Annotated in this window: 8 protein-coding genes; 1 reads left to right on the plus strand and 7 read right to left on the minus strand. The window is 63.9% G+C overall.

The features are described from left to right. Positions 1 to 5 precede the first annotated feature (5 nt). The 7 genes from GYB81_RS13305 to pilG all read right to left on the minus strand — a co-directional run bounded on the left by GYB81_RS13305 (position 6) and on the right by pilG (position 12,784). Positions 6 to 1,025 (minus strand): chemotaxis protein CheB, encoded by a 1,020-nt coding sequence (locus GYB81_RS13305; RefSeq protein WP_161865779.1) that lies wholly within the window; start codon positions 1,023 to 1,025, stop codon positions 6 to 8. Further along, a complete protein-coding gene (locus tag GYB81_RS13310) occupies positions 1,022 to 8,314 on the minus strand; it encodes an Hpt domain-containing protein (protein ID WP_161897859.1) in 7,293 nt (2,430 codons plus the stop codon). The genes GYB81_RS13305 and GYB81_RS13310 overlap by 4 nt, the downstream gene beginning before the upstream one ends. 25 nt (positions 8,315 to 8,339) lie before the next feature. After that, positions 8,340 to 9,200, minus strand: coding sequence for a protein-glutamate O-methyltransferase (locus GYB81_RS13315; protein WP_161865850.1), 861 nt, complete (start codon positions 9,198 to 9,200; stop codon positions 8,340 to 8,342). Between the two features lie 60 nt (positions 9,201 to 9,260). Beyond that, a complete protein-coding gene (locus GYB81_RS13320) occupies positions 9,261 to 11,297 on the minus strand; it encodes a methyl-accepting chemotaxis protein (RefSeq protein WP_161865777.1) in 2,037 nt (678 codons plus the stop codon). An 81-nt stretch (positions 11,298 to 11,378) separates the two neighbouring features. Further along, positions 11,379 to 11,918, minus strand: a complete 540-nt coding sequence (locus GYB81_RS13325; protein ID WP_161865776.1) for a chemotaxis protein CheW — start codon at positions 11,916 to 11,918, stop codon at positions 11,379 to 11,381. Positions 11,919 to 11,963: 45 nt separating this feature from the next. Beyond that, positions 11,964 to 12,329, minus strand: a complete 366-nt coding sequence (pilH, locus tag GYB81_RS13330; RefSeq protein ID WP_013713612.1) for a twitching motility response regulator PilH — start codon at positions 12,327 to 12,329, stop codon at positions 11,964 to 11,966. A 47-nt stretch (positions 12,330 to 12,376) separates the two neighbouring features. After that, on the minus strand, positions 12,377 to 12,784 hold the full coding sequence (pilG, locus tag GYB81_RS13335) for a twitching motility response regulator PilG (RefSeq protein WP_003458788.1): 408 nt from the start codon (positions 12,782 to 12,784) through the stop codon (positions 12,377 to 12,379). Between the two features lie 242 nt (positions 12,785 to 13,026). On the opposite strand from pilG, the gene gshB reads away from it, so the two are divergent. Continuing rightward, positions 13,027 to 13,983 (plus strand): glutathione synthase, encoded by a 957-nt coding sequence (gshB, locus tag GYB81_RS13340; protein ID WP_161865775.1) that lies wholly within the window; start codon positions 13,027 to 13,029, stop codon positions 13,981 to 13,983. The last annotated feature ends 15 nt before the right edge of the window (positions 13,984 to 13,998 follow it).

Below are 13,998 nucleotides of genomic sequence, written 5' to 3' on the forward strand. Positions count from 1 at the left end.
CGTCCTCAACTGCAATGTTCGGCGAGGTGATTGACCAGGGCCACGGCCAGCTCGCGCGGGTCGGCGCTGAAGCTGCTGTAGCCGCCCTCGCGCAGGCTGTCCGGCATGCTCGGGCTGGCGCAGCTGTCGGCGCGCTGAGTCCAGATCACCCCGCCCTGGCGTTTGACGTAGGCGGCGGCGGCACTGCCATCGCTGCCCATGCCACTGAACGCGATGACGCCGCACTGGGCACCGAACTGCTGTGCCAGGTTGAGCATCATCTGATCGATGGAAGGGCTGTAGGGCTCCGGCCAGCCGCGCTCGGCAATCTGCATCGCGCCGTCGTCGGCAAAGCCCAGCTCGCGGGTGATCGGTACCACCACTACCTCGCCGCAACGCACCGGATCGCCCTGGCGCGCCGTGTTGACGTGCCACTGACTGTGGCGACCGACCGCCTGCGGCAACGCCGCCTCGAAACTGGCGTCGATGTGCTGGGCATAGATAAACCCAATGGGCAGGCCGCCCGGCAGCGCATCGAGGAAGGCCTTGACCGCCGCAGGGCCGCCCAGCGAGGCCGCCAGCAGCCATACCTGACGTGCCGGCTCGCCGGCTTTCAGCGGGGTGTTGGCCAGCGCCTGCGGCAGTTCCAGGCGTGCAGGGCGCTGCGCCTCATCGAGCAGCGCCTGCAGGCTGGGCCCGACCGCCTGGGTCGGATCGCCGACCAGACGCTTGAGTTTGCCGAACAGGCTGCGCTCCCAACGCGGGTAGTTTTCCGAATGACGCTCGGGCGCGTGGCCTTCGCCGAACAGCACCGGGGCGCTGGCGCGCTCCAGCAGGCTGTCGACCAGCGGCGAATCTTCCGACTGCGCCAGGTCTACCAGCCACAGGTCGGTGTCGCAGGCTGCCAGTGCCTGCTCGTCAAGGCGTGCCGGGTCGCTGTTGAGCACCACCTGATAGCCGCCACCGGCCAATGCCTGCTGCAGCACGTGGCGCTGCAGCGAGGTGTCGGCGATTACTGCGATACGCGCGGAGGATTTTTCCGTCATGTCCGTTTGACCCGGTGGCTATCCACCAACTGAGCAATGGTGTCGAGCAGCAAGGACTCCTGATAGGGCTTGCCGAGGTACTGGTTGACGCCAATGGCCATGGCCCGCTCGCGGTGCTTCTCGCCGGTACGCGAGGTGATCATGATGATCGGCAGATCCTTCAGGCGCTCGTCGTGACGCACCAGGGTGGCCACCTCGAAGCCATCCATGCGCGGCATCTCGATGTCCAGCAGCATGATGTCGGGCTTGTGCTCCTGCAGTTGGGCGATGGCGTCCACCCCGTCCTTGGCGGTGACCACGTTCATGCCGTTGCGTTCGAGCAGGCGGCTGGTGACCTTGCGCACGGTGACCGAGTCGTCCACCACCATGACCAGGGTCGGACGGTCGACTTCCACCTCCTCGTTGGCCGCGATCGGGCGCGAGGCCAGGCGCGGCATCAGCTGACTCTGCAGATGCGCGTGCAGCACACGAATGGTCGCCAGCAGATCAAGAATCACCACCACGCGACCGTCGCCGAGGATGGTCGCCCCGGATATGCCGTTCACCCCGGCGAACTGCGGGCCAAGGCTCTTCACCACGATCTCGCGCGAGCCGGCCAGGCTGTCTACCTGCACCGCCACGGCATGCTCGCTGGAGCGTACCAGAATCACCGGCAGCGGCAGGCTCTGGCCCACCAGTTTGGGTTGCTGACCATTGTTCAGCAGGTCGCCCAGGTACTTCAGCTCGTAAGCCTGCCCGGCGTACTCGAAACGCGGAGCATCGGGGGCGTAGTAGGCCTCCAGCTCGTAGGGCGAGACGCGCACGATACCTTCGATGGTATTCAGCGGAATGGCGTAGAGATCTTCCCCGGAGTAGACCATCAGCGCGCGGTTGACCGACACGGTGAACGGCAGGCGAATGGTGAAGCGCGTGCCCTGGCCCAGTGTCGAGTCGATGCTCATCGAGCCGCCGAGCTGCTTGACCTCCGAGTGCACCACGTCCATACCGACGCCACGCCCGGAAATCTGCGTGACCTTCTCGGCAGTGGAGAACCCGGCCTCGAGGATGAACTGCAGCACCTCGTGATCGCTCAGGTCGCTGTCGGCGTCCATCAGACCACGTTCGACGGCCTTGCGGCGCACGGCCTCCAGACGGATACCGCCGCCGTCATCTTCCAGGGTCAGGACGATATCGCCACCCTCACGGCCGAGATTGAGGCGAATGGTGCCGGTATCCGGCTTGCCGGCAGCGCGGCGCGCATCGGCCAGTTCGATGCCATGGTCGACGGCGTTGCGCAGCATGTGTTCCAGCGGCGCGACGATGCGCTCGAGCACGGTGCGGTCCATTTCCCCTTCGGCGTTGCCGACGACGAACTCGACCTGCTTGCCCAGCTCGCCGGCCACCTGGCGGACGATACGGCGCAGACGCGGCACCAGGCGATCGAACGGCACCATGCGGGTGCGCATCAGGCCTTCCTGCAGCTCGGTGTTGACCCGCGCCTGTTGCAAAAGCAGGGTCTCGGCGTCGCGGTTCTTCGCCGCCAGGGTTTCCTTCAGATCGAGCAAGTCGGAAGCCGATTCGAACAGCGCGCGCGACAGCTGCTGCAGTTGCGAATGACGGTCCATTTCCAGCGGATCGAAGTCTTCGTAACCGGCGCGCTCGGCCTCGGCCTGATAGCGGCTGAGAATCTGCGCCTGGGTTTCGGTATCGAGACGACGCAGCTGGTCGCGCACCCGGTCGATGGTCGCTTCCATCTCGCTCAGGGTGAAGCTGACATCGCTGACCTGTTGCTCCACACGGCCACGGAAGATCGAGGTTTCACCGGCCAGGTTGACCAGGCCTTCGAGCAACTCGGCCGGCACCTTGACCAGCTCCTGCGGCGCGCGGCGCGCGGCGGCTTCCTGAGCGGCCGCCTGGGCACGCTGCACGAACGGCAGCACCGTGGGTGCCTGTACCTGGGCCGGCGTTTCACTGGCCGCGACGATGGGGTTGCGCAGGGTGGCGACCGTAGGCGATTCAGGCTCTGCCTCGACCACGGGCGCCACTAGCGGCTCGTCGGCAAGGCTGGCGCTGAGGCGCTGGCGTAGCAGGTCGACCTCCTGCTGCAGCCCTTCGAAACCGGACTGCACGTCGAGCAACAGGCTGTCGGGCCAGGGCGCGCCCTGTTGCAAGGCCTCGGTCAGATGCTGCTCCAGGTCGTGGCTCAGATTGCCGAGGCGCTTCTGCCCGGCCAGACGTGCGCCGCCCTTGAGGGTGTGCAGGATACGCAGCATCTCGTCGATGGCGTTGCCGTCATCACGCTGTTCTTCCCAGCGCCCGACGGCGGTTTCCATCGCCTCGAGCAGGTCGTCGGCCTCCTCGAGAAAGATATCGAGGATGTCACTGTCCGCATCTTCGCCTTCGTCGCTCTCGACCACGGCCTTGAGCTGCACCGACGACGGCATGCTGAGCTGCTCGTCAGGGTTGGCCCGGAAGCGCTTGATGGTCTCGATCAGGGCATCGCCCTGCGGCACCGCGCGCTGACCACGCACGGCTTCGAGCATTTCGGCCAGACGGTCGTGGCAGGCCTGCAGCAGGGTGAACAGTTCGGGGCTGGCGCGCAGGCGGCCATTGCCGAGGTCTTCGTAGAGGAATTCCAGTTCGTGGGCCAGATCGCCGATCTCGCGAATCTCGGCCATGCGCGCACCACCCTTGAGGGTATGCAGGTCGCGTTGCAGAGCCTCCAGCTCCAGGCTGTTGTCGACATCGGTCATCCAGCGCTGCAATGCGGCACCCGCGCTGTCGATGATGTCGAACCCTTCCTCGAGGAAGATTTCCACCAGTTCTGGATCACGCTCATCGTGCCAGTTGGCCAGCGTTGCGCTCTGCGACTCGGGCTCGGGCTCGGGCTCGGGCTCGGGCTCGGCAACAGCTTCGCGCGCCAGCGGCTGCTCTTCGGGCAGCACCCACTCGACTTCATCGATCAGCGGCAACTCAGCCTCGGACTCGGCCTGTGGCTGCTCATCGAGCAGAATCTCGTCCTCGACCAAGGCCAGCGGTGGCAGCTCGAAGCTTTCGGTTTGCGCTTCGGCTGCCTCGATGGGCTGGTCGTCCGGCTCAGGCTCGATTTGAGCGACAGCGGCCGACAGGCTCTGCGGCGTGCCGCTCTGACGGAACTGACGGATCGCCTGAATCAGGTCTTCCCCTGACACCAGAGGACGGCGTGCCTGCAACTGATCGAGCATCTGTGCCAGACGGTCATGGCTTTGCTGCAGCAGGCTGCCCAACTCCGGCGAGTGGTTGTAACGGCGGTCGACCAGGCCTTCGTAGAGCGACTCCAGCTCGTGGCCCAAGTCACCGATCGGGCGAATCGCGGCCATGCGCGCGCCGCCCTTGAGGGTATGCAGGTCGCGCTGCAGCGAGGACAACGGCAGGGTGTTGTCCGGCTCGCCGAGCCAGCGCTCCAGCGCCTGGCCGGCACTCTCCAGAATGTCCACAGCCTCTTCGAGGAAGATCTCCACCATTTCCTCGTCGAGTTCGGCGTCGGCCTCGCTCGGGTCGTCTTCGACCTGCGCTTCGGCCTGCGGTGCTTCGACCGCATCCTCGGTGACTTCCGCCTCGGCAAGCTGCTCATCCAGACTCTGCGGCTCGCTATCAGCCTGCTCCAGCTCGACCATGGCCTGATCGAGTTCGGTGATTTCCAGCCCCTCGGCGCCAGGCGTCAGCAAGGCCAGGGTATTCGGATCGATGGCTTCACTGAGCAGGTTGCGCAGCGCCTGCACCCGCTCGGGTTGCGGGCTGACCTGCAAGGCGGCGGCGACCTGATCCATCATGCCGATCAGCGCTTCGTGAGCCTTTTCCGCTTCGTCGAAGAAGCGCTCGCTGACGGCCAGGCTGCCTTCTTCAACGGCGCCGTAAAGGTCCAGCAGGGCCTCGCACAGTTCGTCGATCTGTGGCAGCTCGGCCATCTCGGCACCACGGCCAAGGGTGGTCAGCTCTTCCAACAGGGCAGAGAGTTCCTGACGCTCGGACGGATGCTCGCGCCATTTGCGCAGCAGGTCTTCGGCGTCCAGCAGGATGTCCATACCCTCGGCGAGGAAGATGCTGATCAGCTGCGGATCGCGGCTCTCGCCGCTTTGCGCCATACGCTCGTTTTCGGCATTGGCCAGACGCTCCTGATGCAGCGCCTGAACACGTGCCAGAAACGCCTCGGCACCGGGAATGGGCGCCAGCGGCTGGCTTTGCAGGTTATCGAGACCGGTGCGGAACAGGCCTTCGGCGCTGCTGAGCAGCTCGGCGGCAGCCAGATCCACCTGAATCAGGTTGGTCTTGAACTCCTTGACCAGCTTTTCCAGCGGCGCGGCGATTTCCGCCACCGGCAGGATGCCGGCCATGTAGGCACTGCCCTTGAGCGTATGCAGGGCGCGCTGCAGGTCGTCGGTCACCGGTTGCGGCAGTTCCTGCGCGCAGTCGGCGAGAAAGCCCACCAAGGTGTCCAGATGGGTCTCCGCCTCGTTGCGGAAGATCTCCAGCAACTGCGGGTCGAGGGGCTCGCCATCGAGGGGCTCGCCTTCGAGCGCTTCGTCGTCGCGCACAGCGATTGGCTCGGCGACATCGGTAGCTTGGTCAACGCCCACCGGCTCGGCTACCTGCGGGGTGGCCGGGGCGTCAGATTTTGGGGGTGTCAGCCCCTTGGCCAAGGCATGCGCGGTGGCGGCCAACAGGTCTACGTCATCGCGCTGACGCTGCGCCTTGGCGGCGAATTCCTCGACCAGCGCCGGCATCAGCGCCACGACGTCTAGCACCACCTGCTGCACCGGCTCACTCGGCTCGATGCTGCGATCCAGTACGCGGTTGAGCAGGTTCTCGATGGACCAGGCCAGTTCGCCGATGATCAGCGCACGCACCATGCGCCCGCTACCCTTGAGGGTGTGGAAGGCGCGGCGCACTTCGATCAGCGCGTCCTTGTTGTCGGTGTCGGCCTGCCACTGCGGCAGGTACTCGGCGATGGTTTCCAGCACCTCACCGGCTTCCTCGATGAATACTTCCAGCAGCTCCTCGTCCACCGGTTCTTCATCGGCGGGCGGCGGCAGCAGGCTCGGCGGCACATCGGCGGCAGGCGGGTTGATCGCCTGCACCGGCGCAGCCATCACGTCGGCCATCGACAGCGGCTTCTCCGCTGCCGGTGTCTCGATCTCCGGAACGATTTCAGGTGGGCTGGGCAGTTCGACTTCCGGCAGTTCCAGATCCGCCAGTTCCAGCTCGTCCCACTGCGGCGTCTCGGCCAGTGGGTCCAGGCTCAGTTCTTCAGGCTCCAGCGCAGGCTCCGGCTCGGCATCGAGCAAAGGAGCGGCAACGATCTCTTCGCTCTGTAGCGACGGCAGCTCTTCGAGCTCCTCCAGTTCAAAAGTGAAGGTGTCGGCCGTCTCGCTCGCAGCCGGCAGCTCGGGCTCAACGTCGGGCAATTGCAGGTCGGCAACCTCGTCGTCAGGCTCAGCCAGTTCGAACTCCAGCGGCTCGATTTCTGCCAGCGGCTCTTCGATTTGCTCGCTCTCTGCGCCCAGCAGTTCGATTTCCTGCAACGGGTCGGCCAGAGGCGCCAGGCTCTCTTGCTGCGGCTCGACGCGGTCGAGGATCGAAGGCTTTTCCTTGAGCGGGTAACCCAGGGTCTCCAGGCTCTCCTCGGCGACATCGAGAATCAGGTCGCCCTGAGTACCATGGTCCTCGGCCAGACGCTCGAGGTAGTACTCGACGCTGGTAATGGCATCGGCCAGGGTATCCAGGCTCTGCCAATTGGGCACGGCCTTGCGTGCCAGCAGCTGCTCCTGAATGTAGCGGTTGCAGGCGTTGAGCAGGTCGGCGGCGCGTTGTAGCGGAATCATCGCCAGGCCGCCACGGACCTGGGTCAGCAGCTCTGGCACGCGGGCCAGGTGTTCGTGGTTCCACTGCGAGGCGATGAACTCGATGATCGCGTCCTTGGCCTGTTCCAGGCCATTGCGCGCTTCCTTGATCACCAGCTGGTGGATCTGCGCCACGTCGGTGGTCGGCAGATGGCTCTGTTCGTTCTGGCTGTCGTCACTCGGACCGACCATGCCGGCCAGCGTCGCCTCGACGTAGAGCAGCGCACCAGCGACGTCCATCAGTACAGCGTCATTGGGTTCGCGCTGCCCGAGAGACAGGCTGTGGACCACGTCGATCTGGTCGAGAATCACCTTGCGCGGCTGACCGAAGCCCAGCACCGCGAGTGTATCGGCGATCTGCTTGAGCGGCGCCAGCAAGGCGTCCAGCTCGCCGGGCTGATTGCGATCGCTGCGCACGAACAGATCGAGGCTGTCCTTGACCCGCACCAGCTCCTCGCACAGCGCGGCGACCACCGAACGCATGGCGTCGCGGTCGGGCCCCGCCAGACGGGCACGCTCTTCGTCCACCACCTCGTTGTCGGGCAGCGCTTCGTCGAGACGGTACTGTTCCTTCAGCGCACGAATACGCGGTGACTGCGCCGGCGCCTTGGCCACGTAGAACAGCAGGTTCTTGGTCAGTTCGTCCGGCGCGGACTGGTTTATGCCATCGGCGCCCTGCTCGACCAGGCGCTTGAGCTCCTTGTCGACCTGGCGCAGCAGCGTGCGCACGGAAGTACCGTTAACCACGCTGCCATTGGCCAGGCCTTCGACCAGGCCGGAGGCGATCTGCCACAGGCCGCCCAACGGGGCGTCCTTGCACAGGCTTTCCAGGCGAGCGAAAACACGCGCCATGTAGCCGAGGTTGGTGGCCAGATCCTGATTGCGGATCACCCCGACCAGCGCCATCTGCAGCATCTGCCGCAGTTTGCGCAGCAGCACCGGCAGTTCGGCAGTACGCAGACGCGCCATGCTGCCTTCCGGCAGTGCCGGCAGGCGCGCGGACATGTCCGGCGAGAACAGGCTGGTTTCCGACAGCAGCTTCTCGCCACGGGCGGCACGCAGATCGTTGAGCAGCGGCAGCACGACCATCGGCAGGTCGCGACGGGCGGTCTGGATGCGGTCGAGGTACACCGGCAGTTGCAGGATGGCCTGCATCAGCACTTCCAGGGCTTCGCCCTGGTTGGCCACGCGACCTTCCATCAGCGCCTTGGCCAGCTGCTCCATCTCCTCGGCGAGCAACGCTGCGCCGTAGAACTCGACCATCTGCAAGGTGCCGTGCACCTGGTGCACGTAGGTCAGGCAGAAGCGCATGCGCGTCGGGTCCTGCGGGTTCTCGACGAACGCCTCCAGGGCCTGCCGCGCCTGCTTCAGGGTTTCCCCGATCTCGCCTTTGACCCACTCCAGGGCGACATAATCATGCCGATCACCCATAGCCACTCCACTCATAAACTTGGCCTTATCCCTTGCGGGTAAACGCCAGAACTCGCTCGTCAGGCACCGGCACCAGTTGCGGGTGCTGCCAACCGGCTACTTCGCCCACGCCCACGACCAGCAGGCCACCCGGCGCCAGGCTCTCGGCCAGGCGGTTGAGGATGTCGCGGCGACGCCAGCGGCGGAAATAGATCAGCAAGTTCTGGCAGAAAATCACGTCCATGCCGGACATCGGCGCCTTGGCCAGTTCCAGCACATTGAGCCGGGCGCAGCACACGCGCGCCGCCAGGCTCGGTACCACCTTGAAACGTCCATCGGCCTGCGCAAGAAAGTAGCGCTCGCGCAGTTCGTCATTCACCTGCTCCAGACGCCGCACCGAATAGCACGCCTCGCGCGCCTTGCTCAGTGCTCCCTGACTGATATCCGTACCGGTCACTGCGAAATGCTCGGGCAATTCGCTGCCCTGCAGGGCCTCGGCGGCCAGAATCGCCAGCGAATAAGGCTCCTCACCACTGGAGCAGCCCACGCTCCAGAACTCCCAGGGTTTGCTCAGACCTGCCGCCAGACGTTCCTGCAGGTACTGCGAGAGCACCTCGAAGGAAGGCGGATGACGGAAGAAACGGGTTTCCTGCACGGTCAGTCGATCCAGCAGGGTCGACCACTCCACCGCGCCACGCGGACCGTCGGTAACCTGACGGTAGTAGCTGGCGTAATCCTCGACGCCCAGTTCGCGCATGCGCGCACTCAGGTTGGTCTGCAGGAATGCGCGCCGCTGCTCGCTGATCACCACACCGGTACGCGCCTCAAGCAGCGTCTGCCAGTCGTGGAAATCGGCTTGCGACATATCGGTCACCGGGCGCAATGCCCAAACGCCCGCTGACTGCATACCTTCGCCCTGGGTCATGGCTGTGATGCGGAGGCTGCAGCCAGCCTCCGCGCTCCTTTATCAGGCGTCTGGCAGGGTGAAGCCGGACACCGACTTGCGCATCTCGCTGGCCATCTTGGCCAGGTTACCAATGCTCTTGGCGGTGGCGGTGGTACCCGAGGACGTCTGCGAGGTGATCTCCTGGATCACGTTCATGGTGTTGGAAATGTGGCCGGCCGAAGAGGCCTGCTGACGGGCGGCGTTGGAAATGTTCTGGATGAGGGCCGCGAGGGTCTTCGATACCTTCTCGATCTCTTCCAGTGCCACACCGGCGTCCTGCGCCAGGCGGGCACCGCGCACCACTTCGGAAGTCGTCTGCTCCATGGAGATAACGGCTTCGTTGGTGTCGGTCTGAATGGTTTTTACCAGCGCCTCGATCTGCTTGGTCGCCGCCGAGGAACGTTCTGCGAGGCGTTGTACCTCGTCCGCTACCACGGCGAAGCCGCGGCCCGCATCACCGGCCATGGACGCCTGGATCGCGGCGTTCAGTGCGAGGATGTTGGTCTGGTCGGCAATGTCGTTAATCAGGCTTACGATGTCACCGATCTCCTGGGACGATTCACCGAGGCGCTTGATCCGCTTCGAGGTATCCTGGATCTGCTCACGGATGTTATCCATGCCGGTGATGGTGTTGTGTACGACCTCGTTGCCCTTGTTGGCGATGGCTACGGAACGTTCCGCTACCGCGGAGGATTCCGAGGCGTTCGCCGATACCTGGTCAATCGACACGGCCATCTCGTTGATCGCCGCGGAGGCACCGGCGATTTCCTGCGCCTGGTGCTCGGACGCTTCGGCCAGGTGCATCGCCGTGGCCTGGGTTTCCTGGGCCGCACCGGCTACCTGAACGGCGGTCAGGTTGATGGTCGCCACCAGGTCGCGCAGCTGGTCGATGGAGTAGTTGATGGAGTCGGCAATGGCACCGGTGAAGTCTTCGGTTACCGTCGCAGCCACGGTCAGGTCACCGTCGGCGAGGTCGGCGATTTCATCGAGCAGACGCAGAATCGCTGCCTGGTTACGTTCGTTCTTCTCGGCGGTTTCGGCCAGACGACGGTTGGTTTCACGCACCATCACCAGACCGATGAGAATGATCGAACCCAGCGCCAGAGCACCCAGCACATAGCCGAACAGGGTGTTGAGCGCACGGCCGTCGGCCAGATCCTCGAAGCCCCCAGCCAGATCGGACGCCTTGTCCAGCAGGGTCTGCGACACGGTGAAGATCGAGTTCGCCGATTCACGCACCTGGAACAGTTCCGGCGAGGTCTCGAGAATCTCGTCCACCGAACCGGATACGAATTCGAACAGTTCGGAAATCTCGGCCAGACGTTCGAGGGCTTCCTCGTCGGTGACCTGGCTGATTTCCATTGCCGCGTTGCCTTCGAGCATCGCCGCCAGTACACGACCGAACAGGCTGGCATCACGACCGAACATGTCGGCGGCCTGTACCGAGTCTTCGTCACCGGCCAGTACCTTGTTCACCGAACCGAGGATACGTTCAGCCAGCAGCGACTGACGCTGGGCCACGGAAACCTGGGCGGCCGGCGCACCGCTTTCCAGCAGGATGTCGACCACTTCCTCGTACTCGACCTGCAGCTGCGGAATGGTTTCCGCCAGGGTGGCGGCTACCTGGTGCAGCGACAGTACGGTCTGCTCGCTGGCGAGAATGGCGTCGGTGTTCTGCCGCAGATTATCCCAGTCCTGCTGTACCGCCGCCATCTGCGCCTGCACCGACTCCGGCGCCGGCGGCAAACCGCTGCTGGCGTCACCATCGGTCAGGTAGCCCCAGCGCTGCTGGAAGTCGTTGCGTGCATCGCGCAACAGACCGAAGGCTTCGGCAGTACCCGCCGCCGCTTCCGTGGCGTTCTTGGCGATACGCTGGGACAGCACGCGCAGCTCACCGGAGTGACTGATGTACTCGGTATCGTAGTTGGACTGGGTGTTGATGTAGGCGAAGTTCGCGAACAACAGCACGATGGAAACGATAAGCACGACGAACAGCGCTGCGATCAGCGTACTGCTGCGTGCCCCCGCCAATAAATTGCCTGCATTGAGTTTTTTCATTATCTGGCCCCCGCCTGGACCGACCGCACTAGGGTTCCCATGTAACGCCAAAGAGCCGGAAGAACCGACCCAACCGAAAATCTATTGATAGGACACATCGAGAAAGCCCGGATCGGCCGTCAGCGCGTGAGGGCTGAACACCAACCAGGGCTGTTCCCGTTGAAAAACACCGTGGATGAACGGCGCAATGCTCGCCTCGAGAGGCGGCAGTTGTTCTGAGAAGGCATCCACCGGGAAATGCTGCATACCGAAAACTTCGTCGACCGTCAGGCCGGCGAAAATTTCCTGGTGATCGACCACCAGGACTCGCCGCAGCTTGCGCAGCGGCGACAGTTCATGACCGAAGAACCCGCACAGGTCCATGATCGGTAACAGGCGGCCACGCACGTTGGCCACCCCTTTGACCCAGCTCTTCACACCCGGCAGCAGGGTGTAGCGCGGTTCGTGCAGGACCTCGCCCACCTCCCCCATCGGCGCGACGAAGAACCGCTCGCCCATGCGAAAGCCGATACCGCTCCAGGTCTGCACCGCCGCCTGTTGCGACGGCAGGCCAGCCGCCAGGGCCCGGCAACGCTGGTCGATCTCGAGGAGGATCTGGTAAGGAGTCTGCGCGTCCGACATGCCAGCCGTGGCCTTCTTTTTATTCAATGAGCGGACAGCACGGCGTCAGCCGGCCAGTACCGCATTGAGAGTTTTCAGCAAGGTGTCTTCGTCGACCGGCTTGGTCAGGTAATCCTTGGCGCCCTGGCGCTTGCCCCAGACCTTGTCGGTTTCCTGATCCTTGGTGGTGACGATGATCACCGGGATGTGGCTGGTTTCAGCGTCCTTGGTCAGCTGACGGGTCGCCTGGAAACCGTTGAGACCGGGCATGACGATATCCATCAGCACCGCGTCCGGCTTTTCCTGGCGGGCCAGGGCAACGCCGTCGGCGCCGTTTTCCGCCTTCAGTACCTGATGGCCGTGCTTTTCCAGCATGGCGGTCAGTTTGTACATCTCGGTCGGGGAGTCATCAACAATCAGAATTCGAGCCATGGTGTTTCCCAATGCAGAAGAGACGCAGGGGCCGTGGGGCCGGTGCGTCAGGAGGCTTGTTCCACCGGGGTGAAGTCCGGTACGTGGGCTTTGATCGCACCGAGCAGCTCTTCCTTGCTGAAGGGCTTGGTCAGGTACTGATCGGAGCCGACGATGCGGCCCTTGGCCTTGTCGAACAGGCCATCCTTGGAGGACAGCATGATCACCGGGGTGGATTTGAAGGCACTGTTGTTCTTGATCAGGGCACAGGTCTGATACCCATCGAGACGCGGCATCATGATGTCGACAAAGATGATGCTCGGGTGAGTGTCGGCAATCTTGGCCAGGGCATCGAAGCCATCGACCGCGGTGATGACATCACAACCCACTTTTTTCAGCAGAGTTTCGGCGGTGCGACGAATCGTTTTCGAGTCGTCGATCACCATCACTTTCAAACCCTCGGAATGCTGTTCCATGTTCGCCCTACCATCGCCTCGGTGAGTCGTTATATTCGCGTTATCAGTATGCCTGAGGCCCAGTCGCCGATGGGGCTTGACCCAATCGTCGGGCCTTTTTAGCACACTCTCCAGATGCAATCTATAAAGCCTGCCGGGACAGTGCCAGGCCTTGACCAAGGCCCCGGCCGACGCCACCCTGACAGCCTCTTACGGCATGGCCAACCCGGCCTCTACCTTTATCTCGCGGAGAGTTACCCCCCATGAGCCTTCGTCTCGGGATCGTCATGGATCCGATTGCCAGCATCTCCTTCAAGAAGGACAGCTCGCTGGCCATGTTGCTGGCCGCTCAAGCACGCGGCTGGTCGCTGTTCTACATGGAGCAGCAGGATCTCTACCAGGTTCGCGGTCAGGCTCGTGCCCGCCTGCGCTCACTGGAAGTGTTCAATGACCCGCAGCGCTGGTTCACCTTGGGCATGGAACAGGACACCCCGCTCGCCGAGCTGGATGTGATTCTCATGCGCAAGGACCCGCCCTTCGATAACGAATTCGTCTACTCCACCTACCTGCTCGAGCAGGCGGAGCGCGACGGCGTACTGGTGGTCAATCGGCCGCAGAGCCTGCGCGACTGCAATGAAAAGTTCTTCGCCACCCAGTTTCCCCAATACACGCCGCCGACCCTGGTCAGTCGGCGCGCCGATATTGTGCGCCAGTTTGCCGATGAGCACCGTGACATCATTCTCAAACCCCTTGATGGCATGGGCGGATCGCAGATCTTTCGCCACCGCGCAGGCGACCCCAACCTCTCGGTGATTCTGGAAACCCTGACCCTGCACGGCCAGCAGCAGATCATGGTGCAGGCCTATCTGCCGGCCATCAAGGACGGCGACAAGCGCATCCTGATGATAGACGGGGAACCGGTACCCTACTGCCTGGCGCGCATCCCGGCCGCCGGAGAAACCCGCGGCAACCTGGCTGCAGGCGGGCGTGGCGAAGCCAGGCCGCTGACCGAACGCGACCGCGAGATCGCCACTGCAGTCGGCCCGACCCTGCGCGAAAAAGGGCTGATATTCGTCGGACTCGACGTCATCGGCGAGCACCTGACGGAAATCAACGTCACCAGTCCGACCTGCATCCGCGAGATCGATGCCGCTTTCGATACTCGTATCGGTGAGCGCCTGATGGACTGCATTGCCAGCAAGCGCGGGCTAAAAGCTTGACGCAGGTGGCAGCCT

Origin of the sequence: Pseudomonas yangonensis, assembly GCF_009932725.1 — a bacterium.
In the GTDB taxonomy this organism is placed as follows: Bacteria; Pseudomonadota; Gammaproteobacteria; order Pseudomonadales; family Pseudomonadaceae; genus Aquipseudomonas; species Aquipseudomonas yangonensis.

Excerpts from the sequence above, each read along its gene's own strand:
- GYB81_RS13315 (WP_161865850.1), bottom strand. The coding sequence starts at position 9,200 with ATGCAGTCAGCGGGCGTTTGGGCATTGCGCCCGGTGACCGATATGTCG.
- GYB81_RS13310 (WP_161897859.1), bottom strand. The coding sequence starts at position 8,314 with ATGGGTGATCGGCATGATTATGTCGCCCTGGAGTGGGTCAAAGGCGAG.
- pilG (WP_003458788.1), bottom strand. The coding sequence starts at position 12,784 with ATGGAACAGCATTCCGAGGGTTTGAAAGTGATGGTGATCGACGACTCG.
- GYB81_RS13305 (WP_161865779.1), bottom strand. The coding sequence starts at position 1,025 with ATGACGGAAAAATCCTCCGCGCGTATCGCAGTAATCGCCGACACCTCG.
- pilH (WP_013713612.1), bottom strand. The coding sequence starts at position 12,329 with ATGGCTCGAATTCTGATTGTTGATGACTCCCCGACCGAGATGTACAAA.
- gshB (WP_161865775.1), top strand. The coding sequence starts at position 13,027 with ATGAGCCTTCGTCTCGGGATCGTCATGGATCCGATTGCCAGCATCTCC.
- GYB81_RS13325 (WP_161865776.1), bottom strand. The coding sequence starts at position 11,918 with ATGTCGGACGCGCAGACTCCTTACCAGATCCTCCTCGAGATCGACCAG.
- GYB81_RS13320 (WP_161865777.1), bottom strand. The coding sequence starts at position 11,297 with ATGAAAAAACTCAATGCAGGCAATTTATTGGCGGGGGCACGCAGCAGT.